Annotated in this window: 19 protein-coding genes; 9 read left to right on the top strand and 10 right to left on the bottom strand. The window is 60.9% G+C overall.

Features of this window, described 5'->3' with window-relative positions; genetic code table 11:
- Position 1: 1 nt before the first annotated feature.
- Positions 2-322: a PepSY domain-containing protein gene (locus tag KW837_RS26335; protein ID WP_218399070.1), complete on the bottom strand. Its 321-nt coding sequence runs from the start codon at positions 320-322 to the stop codon at positions 2-4.
- Positions 322-630, bottom strand: a complete 309-nt coding sequence (locus KW837_RS26330) for a PepSY domain-containing protein (RefSeq protein WP_123497891.1) — start codon at positions 628-630, stop codon at positions 322-324. Before KW837_RS26330 ends, KW837_RS26335 begins: the two co-directional genes overlap by 1 nt.
- A 242-nt stretch (positions 631-872) precedes the next feature.
- Here KW837_RS26330 and KW837_RS26325 point away from each other — a divergent pair, with 242 nt between their 5' ends.
- The 5 genes from KW837_RS26325 to codA all read left to right on the top strand — a co-directional run bounded on the left by KW837_RS26325 (position 873) and on the right by codA (position 6362).
- Positions 873-1952, top strand: a complete 1080-nt coding sequence (locus tag KW837_RS26325) for a patatin-like phospholipase family protein (RefSeq protein ID WP_218399069.1) — start codon at positions 873-875, stop codon at positions 1950-1952.
- A gap of 255 nt (positions 1953-2207) precedes the next feature.
- Positions 2208-2564, top strand: coding sequence for a 6-carboxytetrahydropterin synthase QueD (gene queD, locus KW837_RS26320; RefSeq protein WP_003173033.1), 357 nt, complete (start codon positions 2208-2210; stop codon positions 2562-2564).
- A gap of 216 nt (positions 2565-2780) precedes the next feature.
- Positions 2781-3605 carry an alpha/beta fold hydrolase gene (locus KW837_RS26315; RefSeq protein ID WP_218399068.1) on the top strand — a complete coding sequence of 275 codons (825 nt, stop codon included), beginning with the start codon at positions 2781-2783 and terminating at the stop codon, positions 3603-3605.
- A gap of 228 nt (positions 3606-3833) precedes the next feature.
- Complete coding sequence (codB, locus tag KW837_RS26310; protein ID WP_123497898.1) at positions 3834-5105, top strand: cytosine permease; 1272 nt, start codon at positions 3834-3836, stop codon at positions 5103-5105.
- 12 nt (positions 5106-5117) lie between these two features.
- A complete protein-coding gene (codA, locus tag KW837_RS26305) occupies positions 5118-6362 on the top strand; it encodes a cytosine deaminase (protein WP_063340985.1) in 1245 nt (414 codons plus the stop codon).
- A gap of 112 nt (positions 6363-6474) precedes the next feature.
- Here the strand turns inward: codA and KW837_RS26300 are convergent, their stop codons facing one another.
- A complete protein-coding gene (locus KW837_RS26300; RefSeq protein ID WP_218399067.1) occupies positions 6475-7464 on the bottom strand; it encodes a diaminopimelate epimerase in 990 nt (329 codons plus the stop codon).
- Positions 7465-7632: 168 nt separating this feature from the next.
- Here KW837_RS26300 and KW837_RS26295 point away from each other — a divergent pair, with 168 nt between their 5' ends.
- Positions 7633-8784 (top strand): MFS transporter, encoded by a 1152-nt coding sequence (locus KW837_RS26295; protein ID WP_218399066.1) that lies wholly within the window; start codon positions 7633-7635, stop codon positions 8782-8784.
- A gap of 111 nt (positions 8785-8895) precedes the next feature.
- Here the strand turns inward: KW837_RS26295 and KW837_RS26290 are convergent, their stop codons facing one another.
- From KW837_RS26290 to KW837_RS26280, 3 genes are all read right to left on the bottom strand, one after another.
- A complete protein-coding gene (locus KW837_RS26290) occupies positions 8896-11319 on the bottom strand; it encodes a TonB-dependent receptor (protein ID WP_218399065.1) in 2424 nt (807 codons plus the stop codon).
- Positions 11320-11416: 97 nt separating this feature from the next.
- Entirely contained in the window at positions 11417-12391 is a 975-nt protein-coding gene (locus KW837_RS26285) for a FecR family protein (protein ID WP_218399064.1), read from the bottom strand.
- A gap of 40 nt (positions 12392-12431) precedes the next feature.
- Complete coding sequence (locus KW837_RS26280; RefSeq protein ID WP_007907700.1) at positions 12432-12932, bottom strand: sigma-70 family RNA polymerase sigma factor; 501 nt, start codon at positions 12930-12932, stop codon at positions 12432-12434.
- Positions 12933-13220: 288 nt separating this feature from the next.
- Between KW837_RS26280 and KW837_RS26275 the strand changes: the two genes are divergently transcribed.
- Positions 13221-14342, top strand: coding sequence for an HlyD family secretion protein (locus KW837_RS26275; protein WP_218399063.1), 1122 nt, complete (start codon positions 13221-13223; stop codon positions 14340-14342).
- Complete coding sequence (locus KW837_RS26270) at positions 14339-15931, top strand: DHA2 family efflux MFS transporter permease subunit (RefSeq protein ID WP_218399062.1); 1593 nt, start codon at positions 14339-14341, stop codon at positions 15929-15931. Before KW837_RS26275 ends, KW837_RS26270 begins: the two co-directional genes overlap by 4 nt.
- A 9-nt stretch (positions 15932-15940) precedes the next feature.
- On the opposite strand, the gene KW837_RS26265 is transcribed toward KW837_RS26270, so the two are convergent.
- From KW837_RS26265 to KW837_RS26250, 4 genes are all read right to left on the bottom strand, one after another.
- Complete coding sequence (locus tag KW837_RS26265; RefSeq protein WP_192343253.1) at positions 15941-16381, bottom strand: carboxymuconolactone decarboxylase family protein; 441 nt, start codon at positions 16379-16381, stop codon at positions 15941-15943.
- Between the two features lie 244 nt (positions 16382-16625).
- Positions 16626-18071: a mechanosensitive ion channel family protein gene (locus KW837_RS26260; protein ID WP_218399061.1), complete on the bottom strand. Its 1446-nt coding sequence runs from the start codon at positions 18069-18071 to the stop codon at positions 16626-16628.
- A gap of 185 nt (positions 18072-18256) precedes the next feature.
- The gene (gene ycaC / locus KW837_RS26255) at positions 18257-18883 is read right to left on the bottom strand and encodes an isochorismate family cysteine hydrolase YcaC (RefSeq protein ID WP_007907677.1); all 627 of its coding nucleotides are present in this window, start codon (positions 18881-18883) and stop codon (positions 18257-18259) included.
- A 127-nt stretch (positions 18884-19010) separates the two neighbouring features.
- Positions 19011-19877, bottom strand: coding sequence for a pirin family protein (locus KW837_RS26250; RefSeq protein ID WP_218399060.1), 867 nt, complete (start codon positions 19875-19877; stop codon positions 19011-19013).
- Positions 19878-19982: 105 nt separating this feature from the next.
- On the opposite strand from KW837_RS26250, the gene KW837_RS26245 reads away from it, so the two are divergent.
- Positions 19983-20891 carry a LysR substrate-binding domain-containing protein gene (locus tag KW837_RS26245; RefSeq protein ID WP_192343250.1) on the top strand — a complete coding sequence of 303 codons (909 nt, stop codon included), beginning with the start codon at positions 19983-19985 and terminating at the stop codon, positions 20889-20891.
- Positions 20892-21060 lie beyond the last annotated feature (169 nt).

Here is a 21060-nt window from a genome sequence, read left to right as displayed (position 1 = left end):
GTCAGTCTTCCTTGTCTTTCAGTAAATGGCCGGTGGTGGCGTCGAGGTCCAGCTCGCGCACCATACCTTCGGCGGTGAGCAGCTCGACCTCGTAAATGTAGACGTCGTGCTTTTCCTCAAGCTCCGCTTCCAGCAGCTTGGCCCCGGGATAGAGGTCCAGCGCTTGCTGCAAGAGCTGCTCCAGCGGCAGGATCACACCTTGTTGGCGCAGGCGCAGGGCCTCGTCCTGATCCAGGTCGCGGGCCATGACCACCGAGCAAAATGCCAGGAGCGCCAGCGCCATCCGACTGCTGGTGCGCCGATTTAAACAAAACACCTTCATTACGTATCCTGATGATCCTTGAGAACCTGCCCGCTGACAGCGTCCAATTCCAGGTCCCACTCAAGACCCTGCGGGTCGCGCAGTTCCACCTGGTAGATGTACTTGCCGTACTCTTCTTCAAGCTCGGTTTCGCTGATTTTGGCGCCGGGGTGTTTGGCCAATGCCGTGGCGTTGAGCTTCTCGAAGGACACAATGGTACCAGCGTCGCGCAGTCTCAGGGCTTCGTCGGGGCCGAGGTCGCGCGCGTGAGCGATGCTGGCAGTCATGGCGATGATGGAGGCGGTGAACAGGGCAGTCAGGATTTTCATGGGTGTCTCCGTATTTTTTTATGTGTTGCTACGAGGGTCACCTTAGTGATTCGAACTTAACTGAAACTGAATTGCCATCATTGGGAATAGCACCACGATATCGCAGCCATACACAAAACCTGTGGGAGCGGGCTTGCTCGCGAAGGCGGTTCAACATTCAGCAAAAATGTCGACTGTTACACCGCTTTCGCGAGCAAGCCCGCTCCCACATAATCGCCGCCTGCCAGACATCGAGACCGGTTATGACCGCGATCCACATCAAGTTCCCTTCCCTGACTGTCAAGGCCGGCCCGCGAGCCTTGGCGCGCATCCGTGCAAATGGCTTGAGCGCCGCCGATGTGGGCACGCTGCCGGGCGCTGCCGGTGGCCCGAAAGCGTTGGGAATTCAGGGGCTGGATCTGGCGCTGTTCGGCGAATGGCTGCCGGCGGCGCCCCGGGAGCGTTCGCTGATCGGCGCCTCGGTGGGTTCCTGGCGGTTCGCCAGCGCCTGCTTGCCGGATGCCGCCGAAGGCATCCGTCGCCTCGGTCATCTGTACACCGAGCAGAATTTCGCCAAGGGCGTGACCATGGCGCAGATCAGCCAGAGTTCCCGGCGCATGCTCGATGACTTGCTCGACGGCCGCGATGCCTCGATTCTGGACAACGCCCACTACCGACTGAACATCATGGTGGTCAAAAGTCACGGCCTGCTGGCGGACGATCATCGCGGTCGGCTGGGGCTGGGCCTGTCATCGGTGATCGCTGACAACCTGTGCGGGCGGGCGCGGCTGTCGCGGCATTTCGAGCGGCTGATCCTCCACGACCCGCGTCTGGCGCCACCGGTCAACGCGCTGAATGACTTCCCGTCGCGCTTCGTTGCGCTGGATGCCGGCAACCTGCGCCAGGCCCTCCTCGCCTCGGGTTCGATCCCCATGGTCATGCAAGGCGTGCGCGACCTGCCGGGTGCCGGTGACGGGACGTTTCGCGATGGCGGACTGCTGGACTATCACCTCGACTTGCCCTACAGCGGCAATGACATCGTGCTGTATCCGCACTTCACTGATCGAGTGATCCCCGGCTGGTTCGACAAGACGCTGCCGTGGCGCCGCGCCTGTCCTGCGCGCTTGCAGGATGTTCTGTTGCTGGCGCCATCAAAGGAATATCTGTCGCGCCTGCCCTACGGCAAACTGCCGGACCGTAACGATTTCAAGCGCTTCATGGGCGACGCCCCGAGCCGGCAAAAGTACTGGCGCGTGACGATGGATGAAAGCCGCCGGATGGGTGACGAATTCCTCGAACTGACCGCCAACGGTCGCCTCGGCGAGCGCTTGCTGACCCTCTAGTGCCCTGTCTCGCCAATACTGTTCCTTTTTGACGGTGGCTGTTGTCGCCATGCTGCGTTGCCGCTCCTCGCCATAGCGAGCTATGACTCGTCGCGGCGCCTTGCCTGACGACAACAGCCACTCGCCAAAAGAGGAGCGTATTGGTGAGACAGGACACTGGTCAGTGTTTTCCCGCATCGCCAAACACAAGCTGGTAAACTCGCCACCTGCCCCTATCGCCGCGGCGATCGCCACCTGACAGAGCTGAACATCACTGTGGAAATCTTCAAAGAGTTTACCTTCGAGTCCGCCCACCGCCTGCCCCACGTGCCAGACGGCCACAAGTGCGGTCGCCTGCACGGTCACTCGTTCAAAGTGGCGATTCACCTGAGCGGCGACCTCGATCCGCACACCGGCTGGATCCGCGACTTTTCGGAAATCAAGGCGATCTTCAAGCCGCTCTACGAGCGCCTGGACCATAACTACCTGAACGACATTCCCGGCCTGGAAAATCCGACCAGCGAAGTGCTGGCCAAGTGGATCTGGAATGAATTGAAGCCCCTGCTGCCGGAACTCAGCGCGATTCGCATCCACGAGACCTGCACCAGCGGTTGCATCTATCGCGGTGAGTAAACCGATCTAAAGACAACGAAAATCCCCTGTGGGAGCGGGCTTGCTCGCGAAGGCGGCGGCACAGTCAACATCGATGTAGCCTGACACGACGCCTTCGCGAGCAAGCCCGCTCCCACAGGTGGAACTGCGTTTCGTCAGTGAATAATAAAACAGCCTTCAATGGCTGTTTTTTTATGCCTATGCTTCTTGGCTCGCACACGCCAAGAGGACGCTCCCATGGCTGACTGGCCGCTGGCTCAGACCTATCGCTTCAACGGGCATTCCGTACGCTACGCCGTGCGTGGCGACGGGCCGCCGCTGGTGTTCGTGCATGGCACGCCCTTCTCTTCTTATGTATGGCACCGGATTGCGCCGCACTTCATCACCACGCACCGGGTGCACTACTTCGATCTGCTGGGTTACGGGCAATCCACACAGCCGGACGGCGATGTGTCGCTGGGCGTACAAAACCAGCTGTTGGCGCAATTGCTGGAGCACTGGGGCCTGCAACGGCCAGACGTGGTGGCCCACGATTTCGGCGGCGCCACTGCGTTGCGCGCGCATCTGCTCAATGGCAAGGATTACCGCAGCCTGACGCTGATCGATCCAGTGGCGCTGTCGCCCTGGGGTTCGCCATTCGTGCAGCATGTGCGTCAGCATGAAGCCGCATTCAGCGGATTGCCCGATTACATTCAGCAGGCGATTGTGCCGGCCTATATTCGCGGCGCGATCAAGCGCGAGATTCCCGATCAAGAGCTGGCGCCCTATGTGCGGCCATGGCTTGGGGAGCCTGGGCAAGCAGCGTTCTATCGGCAGATCGCGCAGATGGATGAACGTTATACCCGCGAGGTCGAAGGGCTGTATCCGACGGTTCGCTGCCCGGTGCAGATTCTTTGGGGAGAGGACGATCAGTGGATTCCCATCGAGCGCGGCCGGGCGCTGCAACAGATGATTGCGGGGTCGCAGTTTCATGCCATTGCCAATGCCGGGCATCTGGTTCAGGAGGATGCGCCGGAGGTGATTGTGGCGGCGCTGCTGCGGTTTTTGCCGTTGGCCGGTTGATGATGATCGTTCCCACGCTCTGCGTGGGAATGCCTCAATGGACGCTCTGCATTCCCACGCAGAGCGTGGGAACGATCAACAAATGTTCCAATTTGACTCAACCCCGCACCGCTTTCGAGCCCTCTGCGGGCCAACTCCGTCGGCTTGGCTATAAATAACTACGCCACCCCACGCTTGGCACGACCACTGCAACACCCCCCGCGTCCTCCATCCAGCAAGGAACGCCATATGACGCAGAACGATTCGGGCAACGATTACCCCCTCAGCGAAGTCCCGATGCATGCCCGCAAGGGACTTGCCTCCACCGCCATGGTGCTACTGGGTTTTACCTTCTTCACCGCGACCATGTTTGCCGGTGGCAAGCTTGGTGTGGCGTTCAGTTTCGGCGAGATGATGGCGGTGATTATCGTCGGCAATCTGCTGCTGGGGATCTACGCCGCGGGGCTGGGCTACATCGCCTTCAAGAGCGGCCTGAACTCGGTGCTGATGGGACGTTTCTGCTTTGGTGAAGTGGGCAGCAAACTCAGCGACCTGATCCTCGGTTTCACCCAGATCGGCTGGTATGCCTGGGGCACCGCGACGGCGGCAGTGGTGCTGGGAAAATATTTCGAACTGAGCGAGGGCACGGTTCTCGGGTTGATGGTGCTGTTCGGCCTGGGCTTCTGCGCCACGGCGTACATTGGCTATCGAGGGTTGGAGATTCTGTCGTACATCGCCGTGCCGGCCATGATGTTGCTGCTGATGCTGTCGATGTGGGTCGCCACGGTGAAGGTCGGCGGTCTCGAGGGCTTGCTCGCGGTGGTTCCGACCGGAACGCTGGATTGGTCGACCGCCATTACCCTGGTGTTCGGCACATTCGTCAGCGGTGCGACGCAAGCCACCAACTGGACACGCTTCTCCCGTTCGGCGCGGGTGGCGGTGCTGGCGAGCCTGATCGGCTTCTTCGTCGGCAACGGTCTGATGGTGTTGATCGGTGCCTACGGCGCCATCGTCTATCAGCAACCGGATGTGGTCGAAGTGCTGCTGTTGCAAGGTTTCGCCATGGCCGCGATGGCGATGTTGCTGCTCAACATCTGGAGCACCCAGGACAACACCATCTACAACTTCGCCGTCGCTGGCTGCAACCTGCTGCGCACCGGCCGGCGCAAAGCCGTGACCCTGGCCGGTGCGGTGATCGGTACGCTGCTGGCGCTGCTGGGCATGTACGACATGCTGGTGCCTTACCTGATTCTGCTGGGCACGGTCATTCCGCCAATTGGCGGGGTGATCATGGCGGACTTTTTCTTTCGCTATCGGGGCCGCTACCCACGCCTGGCCGACACATTGTTGCCTGCGTTCAACTGGCCGGGGCTGAGCGCTTATGCGGTTGGCACAATCGCCGCCTTCAGCTCGCCGTGGGTCGCACCGCTGGTAGGGATTGCTGTAGCCGCGCTAACGTATGTGCTATTGACCGGGGTACTGGGTGTCCGTACCGCCGACGCACCACTACAAGATCTCTAGAAGGATTGCCTGATGCATATCATCAACGCCCGCCTGCGCAACCAAGAAGGCCTGCATGAGTTGCACCTGGAAAACGGCCTGATTCACAGCATCGCCCGGCAAACCGAAGCCCCGTCACTGGGGCCTGACGACTTGGACGCCGGCGGTAATCTGGTGGTGCCGCCCTTCGTCGAGCCGCACATTCACCTCGATGCCACCCTGACCGCCGGCGAGCCGCGCTGGAACATGAGCGGCACGCTGTTCGAAGGCATCGAGTGCTGGGGCGAGCGCAAGGCGACCATCACCCACGAAGACACCAAGACCCGCGCCAAGAAGACCATCCAGACCCTCGCCGCCCACGGCATTCAGCATGTGCGCACCCACGTCGACGTCACTGACCCGGAGCTGACGGCGCTCAAGGCGATGCTTGAAGTCCGCGAGGAAAGCCGTCATCTGATCGATCTGCAAATCGTCGCGTTCCCCCAGGAAGGCATCGAGTCGTACCGCAACGGTCGGGAGCTGATGGAAGAAGCGATCCGCCTGGGCGCCGATGTGGTCGGGGGCATTCCGCATTTCGAGTACACCCGGGATCAGGGCGTCAGTTCGGTGAAGTTTCTCATGGACCTGGCCGAGCGCACCGGTTGCCTGGTGGACGTGCATTGCGACGAAACCGACGACCCGCACTCACGTTTCCTTGAAGTGCTGGCCGAAGAGGCCCGCAGCCGTGACATGGGTTCGCGCGTCACCGCCAGCCACACCACGGCCATGGGCTCCTACGATAACGCCTACTGCGCCAAGCTCTTTCGGCTGCTCGGGCATTCGGGGATCAGCTTTGTCTCCTGCCCCACCGAAAGCATTCACCTGCAAGGACGCTTCGACAGCTTCCCGAAACGCCGCGGCGTGACCCGAGTGAATGAGTTGCTCGAGGCGGGGATGAACGTGTGCTTCGGCCAGGACTCGATCGTCGACCCGTGGTATCCGTTGGGTAACGGCAACATTTTGCGGGTGCTCGAGGCTGGGTTGCACATCTGCCACATGCTCGGTTATCGCAATCTGCAAAGTGCGCTGGATCTGGTAACCGACAACAGTGCCAAGGCCATGAACCTGGGTGATCGTTATGGGCTGGAACAAGGGCGACCGGCGAATCTGCTGATTCTGTCGGCGGACAGCGATTATGAGGTGATTCGCAGCCAGGGTTTGCCGCTGTATTCGGTTCGCGAGGGTAAGGTGTTGATGAAGCGGCAGATGCCGGTGGTGGAATTCAGTGGTCTGAGCTGAAACATCGTTGAATGTGATGGCCCCTTCGCGAGCAAGCCCGCTCCCACAGTGGATTTGTGATCGACGCAAAACTACTGTGGGAGCGGGCTTGCTCGCGAAGGCGATCTTGAATTCAACCCATCAACCGCGCCGTACCAAACAATCTGACCCGACTCAATTCGCCCTCCATTTCCTCCAGCAAAATCGGCGCCGTGCCGCCAGGCATGACCACCTTCACTGCCCCGGCCGCCACCCAACCCACTCGCCACGCCGAACACGCCACCGCACTGGCGCTGGTGCCCGACGAGGCGGTCGGCCCTTCGCCACGCTCGAACACCCGAGCAACGATTCGGCCCTCGGACTCAAGCATCGCCCATTGCAGGTTCACCCCTGCCGCGCATGGCTGCCCTGCCCCGGTCGGCATGGCGTAAGCGATGCGGGTCAAGCCGTCGGCCAACCCCGGTTCGCGCATCTGCGCGTTACTCGGCAACGCAACGGCGTCTGTCACCAACGTTACGCAATGGGGATTACCTATGCGCACGAACTGGCTGTGGTTCCAGGCAGGATTGAGCGCCGACAACGGCCGCACATGACTGACTTCGCGCCCCGTCAACGTCACGGGTTCAACACCTTGCGCACCCACCGCCTCAGGGCCGAACGATGGCCGCCCCAGGTCCAGCCAGAACCCTTGCACACCATCGATTTCAGCGGGTTTCACTGAAGTCTCCACCGGCGAAACCGCGTCGCTCTTGTCGTGATGAACCCGCAGCTGACAGGCCTCTTCCGGCATCAGCCCTTGTTCACTCAGGGCCTGGGAAAAAATCGTCAGGCCATTGCCACTGCGCTCGGCCAGGCTGCCGTCGGTGTTGACGATCAGCAGGTCAAACGGCGGCGACGATTGAAACGGCCCCACCAGCAAGCCATCGCAGCGATGTGCCTTGCTGCCGGGTGGTTGTGTCCCGGGAGCCCAGCCGCAGAATGCCTCGATGGCCGACAACGCCCAGGTCTCCCGGATTTGCGCGGCACGGCTGGCCTGTTCAGGCAGCTCTATACCGCTGCCGCGCAGGGTGTCAGGCGCCACCACCGTGTAGATATTCCCTCGAGCATCGTACATCCGCGTCATGGCGCCCCCCTCTATGAACAATTGATGCGTCGACGATATCGCGAAACAGCGGCTGGCTGTGCAAGGATGTCACCCTGCCTGACGGCAGCCCGCCCGGACGAGGTGATCGAACCCCTTGCGGTAGTTCACTGTCCCTTGGGGACGCGACGTTTTTTGCCAAGGATCGATATGACCAACCTCAACACCCAAGCCACCTTCGTCCCCGGACGTCTGGAACAGATGTCCACCCGCATCGCCTTCTTCATCGCAGGCTTCGGCATCGCGGCCTGGGCGCCGCTGGTGCCTTACGCCAAGGCGCGGGCCGGGCTGGATGAAGGAACCCTCGGGCTGTTACTGCTGTGTCTGGGGGTGGGCTCGATTCTGGCGATGCCCATGGCCGGGATTCTGGCTACGCGCTTCGGCTGCCGTCGGGTGTTGAGCGGCGGGACTTTGTTGATCTGTGCGGCACTGCCGCTGTTGGCGACGGTGTCTTCGATTCCGGCGTTGATCGCCGCGTTGTTCATGTTCGGCGCGGGCCTGGGCACGGTGGATTCGACGGTGAACCTGCAAGCGGTGATCGTCGAGCGGGCCAGCGGCAAGAACATGATGTCGGGGTTTCATGGGCTGTTCAGCCTCGGCGGGATCGTCGGCGCGGCGGGTGTCAGCGCCCTGCTCGGTTTGGGTTTTTCGCCGCTGGGGGCGATGTTGGTGGTGATCGTGATTCTAGTGCTGGCATTGCTTAAAGCCGCGCCGCACCTGTTGCCTTACGGCAGTGAAAGCTCCGGCCCGGCATTCGCCGTACCCCATGGCATCGTGCTGTTTATCGGCGGGATGTGTTTCATCGTGTTCCTGGCCGAAGGCGCGGCGCTCGACTGGAGCGCGGTGTTCCTGGCGCAGGAGCGCGGAATCGACACCGCGTATGCCGGGCTGGGTTATGCGGCGTTTGCGCTGACCATGACCGTCGGGCGCTTGACCGGCGACAGGATTGTTCGGCGTCTTGGTTATACGCGGGTGATTGTATTCGGTGGGCTGACGGCCGCGGCGGGCCTGGCACTGGCGACATTTGCCCCGAGTTGGGAAGCGGCGCTGGTGGGGTATGCGCTGCTGGGCGCTGGCTGTTCAAACATTGTGCCGGTGCTCTATACCGCCGTCGGCAAACAGACCGTCATGCCGGAAAGCATCGCCGTGCCGGCCATTACCACGTTGGGCTATGCAGGGATTCTCGCCGGGCCTGCGGTGATCGGCTTTATCGCCCACGGCAGCAGCTTGAGTTTTGCCTTTGGGTTGATGGCGGTGTTGCTGGTGGCAGTGGCGATTGGCGGGAAGGTGTTGAAGGTTTAAAAGCTTCGCGGGCAAGCCTCGCTCCTACGGATTTGTGTCGTGCGCCGACAATGCGAACGACACAAATCCGTAGGAGCGAGGCTTGCCCGCGAATGAATTCACCTCGGTCTATCAGAACCCGACGCTGGCCTGCACAAAGAACGTACGCGGTGCGCCGACGTACATCCCCGCGTTGTTGTCGCTGGAGCGGGTGAAGTACTGCTTGTCGAAGATGTTCTTCACCCCTGCCCCGACTTTCAGGTTCGACAGGTGCGAGCCAAAGTCATACCCGCCACGCACGTTCCAGGTGACGTAACCCGGGATGTCGCCGTACTGGCCGTCCGCGCTGCCTTCGGTGATGTAGTTGCCGCTGAAGCTGCCATCAGCGTTCACCGCGGTGCCTGGCGAGCGCTGTTTGGACTGGGCAAAGGCATCGAGGTTGTAGGTCCAGCGGTTGATGTCGTAACGCAGGCCGGCGGTCGCCACCTGACGCGAGTAGAACGGTAGGTCACGGCCCTTGAAGCCTGGAATCTCGCCTTCATAAACGGCGCGTGTGTAGGTGAAACCGGCGTTGGCGGTCAGGCCGTCGAGCCGAGGGTCCAGCGCCGCCATGTCGTAGTGCACCGAGGCTTCAAGGCCCTGGTGCGTGGTGGCGCCGAGGTTGGTCCAGCCCACATCGTTGCTGATGTATTGCAGTTCTTTATCGAAGTCGATGTAGAACAGCGTCACTTCCCCGCCCCACACGTCATCGTTGTAGCGCGTACCGATCTCGTAGGTCTTGGCCTTTTCCGGGTTCAGGCCGTTGGCGGTGTTGTCACCCGAACCACCCTGACCGAGCTGGAAATATTGCAGGCTGCCAAACGAGGTTTCGTAGTTGGCAAACAGCTTCCAGGCCTCGGACATGTGATACATCACGCTCAGGGCCGGCAGCGGTTCGTTGCTGTCGATGCTGCGGCGCTTTTCCTGAACAGGTTTGCCAGCGGTGTCGAGAACCGGCCGGTCGTGCCATTCAGTGCTGATGCTTTCAAAACGGATGCCGGGGGTCACGGTCCAGTTGCCGACGTCGATCTTGTCATCGATGTACACGGCATGGGCTTCGGTGCCGCCGGTACGATCCTGGAACACATGACCATCGGAGGTTCTGGTGACCACCGGCTGATTGTTCACCAGCGCCAGGCGGCTCGCCTCTTCATGCATGCCCTCTTTCAGGTAGCGATAACCGACGCTGGCTTCCTGCGTGGTCGGGCCCAGATCGAATACATGGGACACCCGCGGTTCGATGCCGAAGGTGTAATAAGTACGCGGATAGGAGCTGAGGGTTTTCTGGTCGCGAGCGGCGATGGTGCTGCCACGGAAGCTGTCGGAATAGTAGGTCAGCACTTCGGCCTGGGTGCGGTCGTCGATCTGCCGAATCCACTTGAAGGACACGTCCTTGCGGCGGCCGCTGAAGTTGTCATGGTCACGATCGGACTGGAACGGATCGGCGTCGTACTGCTTCTGCGTCAGGCCGCCGGGCATGTCGGCGCTGGCATCGTAGTAATGGAAATTGAGGCTGAAATCGTCCTGATCGGTAGGTACCCAATGGGTCTTGAGGATCACGTCGTCGATGTCATTGCTGTTGTTGCTTTTGCGATAACCGTTGCCGTTCACCCCGGAATACAACAGCGCCACGCCCATGCCGTTATCGGCGGTGCCACCGAGAAACGCGGTGTCGATGTGTTTCCAGCCGCCGCGCTGAGTGGTTTCCAGGGTGGTGCCGATTTCGCCGGTGGCCTTCTCCGGGATCGCGCGGGTAACGAAGTTGATCACGCCACCGACGTTCTGCGGCCCATAACGTACGGAACCGGCGCCGCGCACCACGTCAATGCTGTCGAGGTTGCCGGAGGAAATCGGCGCCATGGACAGCTGCGGTTGGCCATAAGGGGCGAAGGCGGCCGGCACGCCGTCGATCAGCACGGTGGAGCGTGGCGACAGGCGTGAGGTCAGGCCGCGCACGCCAACGTTCAGGGAAATATCGCTGCCGCCGGTGCCGTTGGCGTCCTGCACTTGCACGCCGGGTACACGACGCAGCACGTCACCAACGTTCATGGCGCCCTGCTCGACCATGGCTTCACGACGGATTACCGTGCGCGCGCCGGGATGGTTTTGCACCACCGCGGCGTCGGCATCGCCGAGCCAGTCGCCGACCACTTTGATGTCGGTCACGCCCAGTTCCAGCGGGCCGTTGGCGGCGGAAGTCGGGGCTGGCATCAGGGTCACCGAGCCTTCATCGATCCGGTATTCCAGACCACTGCCTTGCAGCAATTGGCGCAAGGCTTGTTCCGGTGAAAGATTGCCGTCGACTGCCGGAGCCTGTTTGCCGGCCACCAGTTCAGGGCTGAAAAAAACCTGCAGCGAGGTTTGCTGGCCCAGCTGACTCAAGGCCTGGCCCAACGGCTGCGCCTGAATATGAATGGTATCCGCAGCGAACGCCTGGGGCAGCGCCGAACTGACCGCCAGGGCGAGAGCGAGGGGCAGCCAGGATGATTTGTTATTTTTAGCGATGGTTTTCTTCACGTCGAACATTGTCCTGTGGATCGCAAGAGTGTGCGGCTGTTAATGCAAACCAGTTGCAGTTGGACAAGAAGACGAAGAACTCGAAAAAAACCTGAATCTATCGGGCAATTATTTCCTGACTGCCGTCATCCAGGGTGCGGATGGCCACCGGCAGAATGCTCGGCAAGGCCTTTAGCAGCGCGTCGGTGTTGTCAGATTTGAACACGCTGGTCAGGCGTAGATTGCCCACTTTGGCACTACCAACCGTCAGCGGTTTTTCCCGATAGCGCGACACTTCTTCGGCCACTTCGCTGAGGCTGGCGTTGTTGAACACCAGTTTTCCGCTGCGCCATGCGGTCAGTTCCGCAGGGTTGACCGCATAGGCGACGGCCACCTTGCCCTGGGCATCGACGCGAGTACCGAGACCGGCGGTGAGACTGACGAATTCGTCGCCGTCGCCTTGAACCTTGACCGTGCCCTGCTCCACCGCGACCCGGGTTTCGGCGCTGTCGCGACGCACGTCGAAACGGGTGCCGGTGACGGTCACTTTACCGCTGCCCGCCTCGACCACGAACGGTCGGCTGCTGTCGTGCTCGACGCTGAACATCGCCTCGCCTTGCGTCAACTCGATGCCGCGACGATCCTTTTCATAGCGCACCTGCACCTGGCTGCGGCTGTTCAGATCGATCACCGAACCGTCCGGCAACGCCACATGACGACGCTCGCCAAGGGCCGTGGAATATTCAGCCGTGTAGGTCGCCGGAGGGTTCAAGCCACTGAACAACCCCAGGCCGAGCGCCACTACCAACACACTGGCGGCCACTGCATAACGCACCAACGGACGACGTTTGCCGCGGGCCGGCGAAGTTTCGCACAAGGCGTGCAAACGCTTGGCCGGAAGCAGATCGGCTGCCGCCCACAGGCTCTGGAGCATTTGATATTCGTCACGATGCTGCGGGTGTTCGTCCAGCCAGACCTCGAAACCTCGCCGCTCTTCGGCGTTAACGGCAGGCTCCTGCAAACGCACAAACCACCGCGCCGCGTCGTCGCGAACCGTTGTTTGCCCGCACGCACAATCACGAGTATCCATCATGGAAAGTCCTGTTTGGCCGGGGATGAGAAGGTGCGGCGAATCATGGTTGTAACCCGTCCAGACGATCACGCAAATGCCGCAGGGTGCGGATCATATACTTTTCCACCATGTTCTTGGACAGCCCCAGGCGTTCGGCGATTTCGGCCTGGGTCAGGCCTTCGATCTTCTGCCAGACGAACACCTTGCGGCAGTTGACCGGCAGCTCGGTGAGCGCCCGTTCGATGGAGTCGGCCAACTGGATCGCGTGCATGAAATGCTCCGGGTCGCCGGACGACGACACACTGTGATCAATCGCCTCCGACTCCATGGCCCCCCGCCGATCCTCACGCCGATACCCGTCCACCGCAATGTTGCGTGCGGTCTGGTGCAAATACGCCCGAGGTTGTTGCACCGCCGCCGAATCGGACTCAAGCACCCGCACGAAGGTGTCGTGGGCCAGGTCCTCGGCCTGCTGACGATTTCTCAGGCGACGGGTCCAGGTGCCGATCAACTCTTCGTAATGCTCGAAAAAGCCGTGTCTGCGGGGCAGCTTGGGGGTCATTGCGGTGTGCTGTGGAGAGGAGGCGCGAATAGTAATGCTTCCTATTAACTGGAAGCAATGGATTCCCTCGATCCCCCGTGTTGTGACCCCGTCGGAAGACTGGATGGGATGTTGAATCAGAATCAAAAAATGAGGGCGGGCGGCCAAGGCTTCGATAAAAGAAGCCCGCGATGCGTTCTGTCACTCAAAGCCAACCTGACAACCGGCAGCCTGAACCCATTGCCAGAAAATATTACCTACGTCATATTGCATCCATAATAAAGCATCATTTCTCACAGGTACTTCTCTATGACCAGCATGCCCAGCCCTGAACCCGACCTTGCTGTCGCGATGAACACACCCAAGCCTCCCCTGCTTAAAAGGTTGCTCTCGCTGACAGCAGGTATTGCGGCTCTGGTAATCATCGGGCTGTACGCAACCCATTGGTGGACCGCCGGCCGTTTCATCGAAGAAACCGACGATGCCTACATCGGTGGCGACGTCACGGTGATCGGACCGAAGGTCGCGGGGTATATCGAACAGGTACTGGTCACCGACAACCAGAAGGTCAAGGCCGGCGATGTGCTGATTCGGCTCGACGCCCGCGACTATCGCGCCAACCTGGCGAAGGCCGAGGGTGCGGTGGCTGCCGAAGAAGCGTTAATCGCCAACCTCGACGCCACCGAACAACTGCAACACGCGGTGATCGGCCAGGCCCGCGCCGGCATCGATGCCGCCGGCGCCGAAACGGCCCGCTCGCGGGACGATAACGCCCGCTACAAACGCTTGGTGAACAGCAATGCCGTCTCGGTGGAAAGCGCGCAACGGGCCGACGCCACCTTCAAGACTGCACAGGCGCAGAGTGCCCGGGCTCAGGCCGAACTGCTGGCCGCGCAACGTCAGTTGAACGTGATCGAAACCCAGAAGCAGCAAGCGCACGCCGCGTTGATCCAGGCGCGAGCCGAGCGTGACCTGGCGCAGTTGAACGTCGGTTACACCGAGTTGAAAGCCCCCGTCGACGGCGTGATCGGCAATCGTCGGGCACGGGTCGGCGCTTACGCTCAAGCCGGTTCGCAACTGTTGTCGGTGGTGCCGGCCAGCGGGCTGTGGGTCGATGCCAACTTCAAGGAAGATCAGCTGTCGCGGATGACGCCAGGCCAGCGTGTGATCGTTCATGCGGACGTGCTCAAGGGACGTGAATTCCACGGTCATCTGGACAGCCTCGCGCCAGCCAGCGGTTCGCAGTTCAGTGTGCTGCCACCGGAAAACGCCACCGGCAATTTCACCAAAATCGTCCAGCGGGTGCCGGTGCGAATCCTGCTCGACCCGGCCGACGGCGTGCTCGGTCATCTGCGTCCCGGTCTGTCGGTGACGGCCGAAGTGGACACCCGCGCCGAGCCTGAAACCCCGACCGTGGCCAGCGCGCCATGAATCGCGCCCTCGCCGCCCCCGCGCAGCCGTTCAACGCCGCCAACATGGCGACGGCGACCAAGGTGTTCGCCTTCGCCACGATGTGCATCGGCATGTTCATTGCGCTGCTGGATATCCAGATCGTCTCGGCGTCGCTGCGTGACATCGGCGGCGGGCTCTCGGCCGGCACCGACGAAACCGCGTGGGTGCAGACCAGTTACCTGATCGCCGAAATCATCGTGATTCCACTGTCGGGCTGGCTGTCCCGGGTGTTCTCGACCCGTTGGCTGTTCTGCGCCTCGGCGGTGGGTTTCACCCTGGCCAGCCTGCTCTGCGGCGCGGCCTGGAACATCCAGAGCATGATCGCCTTTCGCGCCCTGCAAGGGTTTCTCGGTGGTTCGATGATCCCGCTGGTGTTCACCACCGCGTTCTTTTTCTTTACCGGTAAACAACGGGTGATCGCCGCCGCGACCATCGGCGCCGTGGCCTCGCTGGCACCGACGCTCGGGCCGGTGATCGGTGGCTGGATCACCGACATTTCGTCCTGGCACTGGCTGTTCTACATCAACCTGGTGCCGGGGATTTTCGTTGCGGTGGCGGTGCCGATGCTGGTGAAAATCGACCAGCCGGAATTGTCACTGCTCAAGGGCGCCGACTACCTGAGCATGCTGTTCATGGCAGTGTTTCTCGGCTGCCTGGAATACACCCTCGAAGAAGGCCCGCGCTGGAACTGGTTCAGCGACAGCACGATTCTGACCACCGCCTGGATCAGCGGCCTGGCCGGATTGGCCTTCATTGGTAGAACCCTGCACGTGGCCAATCCGATCGTCGATCTGCGTGCCTTGAAAGACCGCAACTTCGCCCTCGGCTGTTTCTTTTCGTTCGTCACGGGGATCGGCCTGTTCGCGACAATTTACCTGACGCCACTGTTTCTCGGCCGGGTGCGCGGTTACGGTGCGCTGGACATTGGCTTGGCGGTTTTTTCCACCGGGGTGTTCCAGATTCTGGCGATTCCGCTGTACGCCTTTCTGGCCAACCGCATCGACTTGCGCTGGATCATGATGACCGGCCTTGGGCTGTTCGCCCTGTCGATGTGGGATTTCAGCCCGATCACCCATGACTGGGGGGCTAAAGAGTTGATGCTGCCGCAAGCCTTGCGCGGGATCGCTCAACAACTGGCAGTGCCGCCCGCGGTGACCCTGACCCTCGGCGGACTGGCGCCCGCGCGGCTCAAACATGCCTCGGGATTGTTCAACCTGATGCGCAACCTCGGCGGCGCGATGGGCATCGCCGCGTGCGCCACGATCCTCAATGACCGCACCAACCTGCACTTCACTAGGTTGGCGGAGAACCTCAACAGCACCAACGAAGCGCTGAATCAGTGGCTGTCCCAGGTCGGCAATAACTTCGCCGCCCTCGGCCAGAGCGGTGACATCGGCGTCACCGCCAGCCTGCGTCAGTTGTGGCTGCTGACCTACCGCGAAGCGCAGACGCAAACTTATGGCGACGTGTTCCTGATGATCATGGTCTGCTTCATCCTCGCCACGGCGATGGTGCCCTTGATGCGCAAGGTACAACCACCGGCCGCGCCGAGTGCCGATGCGCATTGAGCCCGATTCTTACTCTTGAGGCATTTTGCGAAAACCCACGGCCAGGCGGTTCCAGCTGTTGATGGTGGAAATCGCCACGGTCAGGTCGACCATTTCCTTGGGGCTGAACTCGGCGCTGAGCAGTGCATAGTCTTCGTCCGGGGCGTGGGTCAGGCTCAGTTGAGTCAAGGATTCGGTCCAGGCCAGTGCGGCACGTTCACGATCGGTGAAGAACGGTGCCTCGCGCCAGGCCGTCACGGCAAACAGCCGGCGTGGCGTTTCCCCACCCTTGATGGCATCGGCGGTGTGCATGTCGATGCAGAAGGCACAGCCGTTGATCTGTGATGCGCGCAGCTTGACCAGTTCGATCAGCGACTTTTCCAGCGGCAGCTTCGAGACCGCGGCTTCCAGGGCCATCATGGCTTTCAGGCCGTCCGGGGAGGCGGTGTAGAAATCGATACGAGGTTGCATGGTGAGCTCCAATAACAGGTGAGGTTGGCGCTACGTTAATGCCGACCTGACGTTGTACAAATAGCCAATTATTGGGAAGTTGAGGATGCCAATCGGCCGGAAGATATTCAGTGATGGCTCAGGCCCCTTCGCGAGCAAGCCCGCTCCCACATTGGACTTCGCCGGACACAAAACCTGTGTTCACTGAAGATCTAATGTGGGAGCGGGCTTGCTCGCGAAGGGGCCCGAACAGGCAACCAACACATCAGCCGCTACGCTTGCGCAACCACTGCAAAAACCCCTTTTTCTCCACCACCTTGGGTGTTTCCTGAATCAGCGTCTGAGCCGTATGCATCCTGTAATCGAACAACGCCTTCATCGCTTCGCTGATGTCATGCCGCGCATCCAGGCATGGCTTGAGGTATTCCTTCTCGATGCGGTAGAGCGTGCAGAATGTCTTGGCCGAAAAGTCGGCGAGCGCCGATTCATCGGACAGAATCCCGGCCTCGCCAATCACCTCACCCGGTCCCATGCGCCCGGCCTCGAACTTTTTGCCACCGCGACTCAGGGCGACCGACACCACGCCGGATTCGATGATGAACAGGTGATCGCTCACCTCCCCCGCCGGCAGGATCATTTCCCCGGCGCGGAAGGTTTGCAGCTTCATGTTCTGGCTGAAGGTTTCTTTCTCTTCCTGACGCAGGGTCGAGAAGATGTTCGAGCTATCCAGCAACGCCCGCTGCCGTGACAGCGCAGCAGGCGCGTTGGGTTCAACGCTCGACAACAGACTGACCCCGGACGCCTGCAAGTGCCGGAATGCCAGATCGAACAGCAAATTACGCACCATGCGTTTCTGATCCATGGAAACCACGAAACCGCTGATTTCATACTCCACGCCGGTGCTGCCGGAGCTTTTCAACGCCACGCACGGTGCCGGTTTGTTCAACAGGAAGCGGCAGCCCTGCATGGCCCGCTCCAGTGCATCGATCACCGTTTGCGGACGAGCGTGGGGGCTCACTTGCAAGCTGATCGAGACGCCGAAAATATCGCTGGGGCGACTGAAGTTGACGATCTTGGCCTTGGCCGCCAGGGAGTTGGGAATCACCGCCATGCTGCCTTGGGCGGTTTGCAGGCGCGTGGCGCGCCAGTCGATGTCGGTGACCCGGCCTTCGGTGCCGTCGATGGAGATCCAGTCATCCAGTTGATAGGGCTTTGTGGTGTTGAGGACGATCCCGGAAAACACGTCGCTGAGGGTACTTTGCAAGGCCAGGCCGACGATGATCGCCAACGCACCGGACGTTGCCAGCACGCCCTTGACCGGTAACTCGAGCACGTAAGCCAGGGCGGCTATGACCGCGATCAGGAAAATCACCGCGCCGAGCAGATCCTGCAACAAACGCCCGGTGTGCCCGACCCGTTGCATCATCACCGCGCCGATCAACACCGTCAGGGTGCGCGCGGCGAACAGCCACCAGCCAATTTGCAAACCGGTTGCCGCCAGGTGCAACGGCACGTTGTCAGCCCAGGGCGCCGGCTCCATGGGGTTCAAGCCTTCGTTGAACAGCAGCATGCTGAACAGCGCGAAAATCACCAGCCGCACCACCAGTTTCCAGTTGCTGCCGCTGGCCGTGATCAAACGCCACAATCCCAGATCGATCAGGATCAGAATCAGCGCGCTGAGCAACGGGTGATCGGTAAGCAGTGACAGCATCAAGCAACTCCAGCAAGGGCCAATGGCGCGAAGATCTCACAGATTGTAGGAGCTGGCGAAGCCTGCGATCGGCAAAACACCACAAAACCAATGTGGGAGCGGGCTTGCTCGCGAAGGCTGCTTCACATTCAACAATAATGTCGACTGTTACACCGCTTTCGCGAGCAAGCCCGCTCCCACATTAATTACTTGCTGTTGGTGAGGGTGTTGTAGCTGGTCATCAGATTGCGGTAGTCCGGAATGTGGTTGGAGAACAAAGTCGCCAGACCTTCCACGTCGTTGCGCCAGTCGCGATGCAGTTCACAGGCCAGGCCGAACCAGGTCATCAGTTGGGCACCGGACGAAGACATGCGATCCCACGCCGATTGACGGGTCAGTTCGTTGAACGTGCCGGAAGCATCGGTCACCACGAACACCTCAAAACCTTCGGCCAGTGCCGACAGCGCCGGGAACGCCACGCAGACTTCGGTCACCACACCGGCGATGATCAGCTGTTTCTTGCCGGTAGCCTTGATCGCCTTGACGAAGTCTTCGTTGTCCCAGGCATTGATCTGGCCTGGGCGAGCGATGTACGGCGCATCCGGGAACAACTCCTTGAGTTCCGGCACCAGCGGGCCGTTGGGGCCGGTTTCGAAACTGGTGGTCAGAATCGTTGGCAGCTTGAAGTACTTGGCCAGGTCGGCCAGGGCCAGCACGTTGTTCTTGAAACGGTCCGGATCGATGTCGCGCACCAGAGAAAGCAAACCTGCCTGATGATCGACCAGCAGAACGGCGGCGTTATCCTTGTCGAGACGTTTGTAGGAAGTAGTCATGGGGTAATCCTCGCTTTTTATCGATGCCGAACGGGCCGGCGTAAGTGAACTCTGATTTTTCGTTTAAACGTGGCCAGGCAAGCGTAGTCAGCCAAACCCGGCACGCCACAGCGCTACAACAATGATTTCAATCACTCATCCGGCCAAAGCGTCCCGACTGGAAGTCGGCAAAGGCCTGGTGAATTTCTTGCTCGGTGTTCATCACGAACGGGCCGTGGCCAACAATGGGCTCGTCAATTGGCTCTCCGCTTAGCAGCAACACCACGGCGTCGTTATTGGCTTCCAGACTGAGCTGATTGCCATTGCGTTCGAACAACGCCAACTGCCCTTCTCGCACCAACTCCACACCGTTGACCTGAACCGTGCCGCGCAGCACCACCAGTGCCGTGTTGCGCCCTTGGTGCAGATCCAGGGTCAGCGATTTTCCGGCGTTCAAGCGAACGTCCCACACATCGATTGGCGTAAAGGTCCGCGCCGGGCCGCTGTGGCCTTCGAACTCACCGGCGATCAAGCGCAGGCTGCCAGCGTTGTTCTTCAGTGGGATGCTCGGAATGTCAGCGTCGAGAATCGTTTGGTAACCGGGCTCGGCCATCTTGTCCCTGGCCGGCAAGTTGACCCACAGCTGCACCATTTCCAGGGTGCCGCCGCTCTTGGCGAAACCTTCGGAGTGGAACTCTTCATGGAGAATCCCCGACGCTGCGGTCATCCATTGCACATCGCCGGGGCCGATCTTGCCGCCGCTGCCGGTGGAATCGCGGTGTTCCAGTTCGCCCTTGTAGACGATAGTCACGGTTTCGAAACCGCGGTGCGGATGCTGACCAACGCCACGACGCTCGGTGGTCGGGGTGAATTCGGCAGGGCCGGCGTGATCCAGCAGCAGAAACGGGCTGATGTGTTTGCCCAGGTTGTCGTAGGAAAACAGCGTGCGAACCGGAAAACCGTCGCCGACCCAGTGAGGTCGTGGGCTGGTGTAGATACCGATGATGTTTTTCATCTTTGCCTCCGAATCTGTTGTTTGACGCGATGGACAAAGCTTAAAACCGGCGCCTTTGGTGCGCTAGACTGCAAAAATCAGCCTTAGCGTTCTATTTGGAGAACGATGGTGGAAGACCTCAACACCCTGTACTACTTCACCCAAGTGGTGGAGCACCGCGGTTTCGCCCCGGCTGGGCGCGCGCTGGACATGCCCAAATCCAAGCTCAGCCGACGCATTGCCGAGCTCGAAGAACGCCTCGGTGTGCGCTTGCTGCACCGCAGCAGCCGGCATTGCTCGTTGACCGAAATCGGCCAGGCTTACTACCAGCGTTGCCTGGCCATGCGGGTCGAAGCCGAAAGCGCCGCCGAACTGATCGAACGCAATCGCTCCGAACCCCAGGGCCTGGTGCGCATCAGTTGCCCGACCGCGCTGCTGAATTCCTGGGTCGGGCCGATGCTGACCCGCTACATGCTCAAATACCCGTTGGTGGAATTGTTCATCGAAAGCACCAACCGCCGGGTCGATCTGATCCACGAAGGGTTCGATATCGCGCTGCGCGTGCGCTTTCCACCACTGGAAAACACCGACATGGTGATGAAGGTGCTGGGCAACAGCACCCAATGCCTGGTGGGCATTCCGGCGTTTTTGCAGCGCTTGTCGTCACCGGCCACGCCGGCTGATCTCAGTGGGCTGCCGAGCGTGCATTGGGGTGGCGCGCAGCGGGAATATCAGTGGGAATTGTTCGGTGCCGACGGTGCCAGCGCGCTGATTCGTCATTCCCCGCGGATGGTCACCGACGACTTGCTGGCCTTGCGTCACGCGGTGCTCGCCGGCATCGGCATCGCCCACCTGCCAAGTGTGGTGGTGCGCGATGAGATTGCCGCCGGCCGACTGGTGGAACTGGTGCCGGGCTGGGCCCCCAAGTGCGGAATCGTGCACGCGATCTTCCCCTCACGACGCGGATTGTTGCCGTCGGTGCGGACCTTGATCGACTTTCTGGGCGAGGAATTCAGCCATAGCGATATTGCTTAGGGGTGGGGTCAAGTTCCAGCACCGAGTCGCGCCCTTCGCGAGCAAGCCCGCTCCCACATTGGATCTGCGTACACCACAGATCCAATGTGGGAGCGGGCTTGCTCGCGAAGGCGTCGGACCAAACACCATCAATGCCACTGAAACATCCCATTCATGACTTACGGTAAAC

It is taken from the genome of Pseudomonas sp. PDM24, from assembly GCF_019218905.1.
GTDB lineage: Bacteria > Pseudomonadota > Gammaproteobacteria > Pseudomonadales > Pseudomonadaceae > Aquipseudomonas.
Note: the sequence above shows the minus strand (reverse complement) of the source record. Positions and strands in the feature narration are given on the sequence as shown.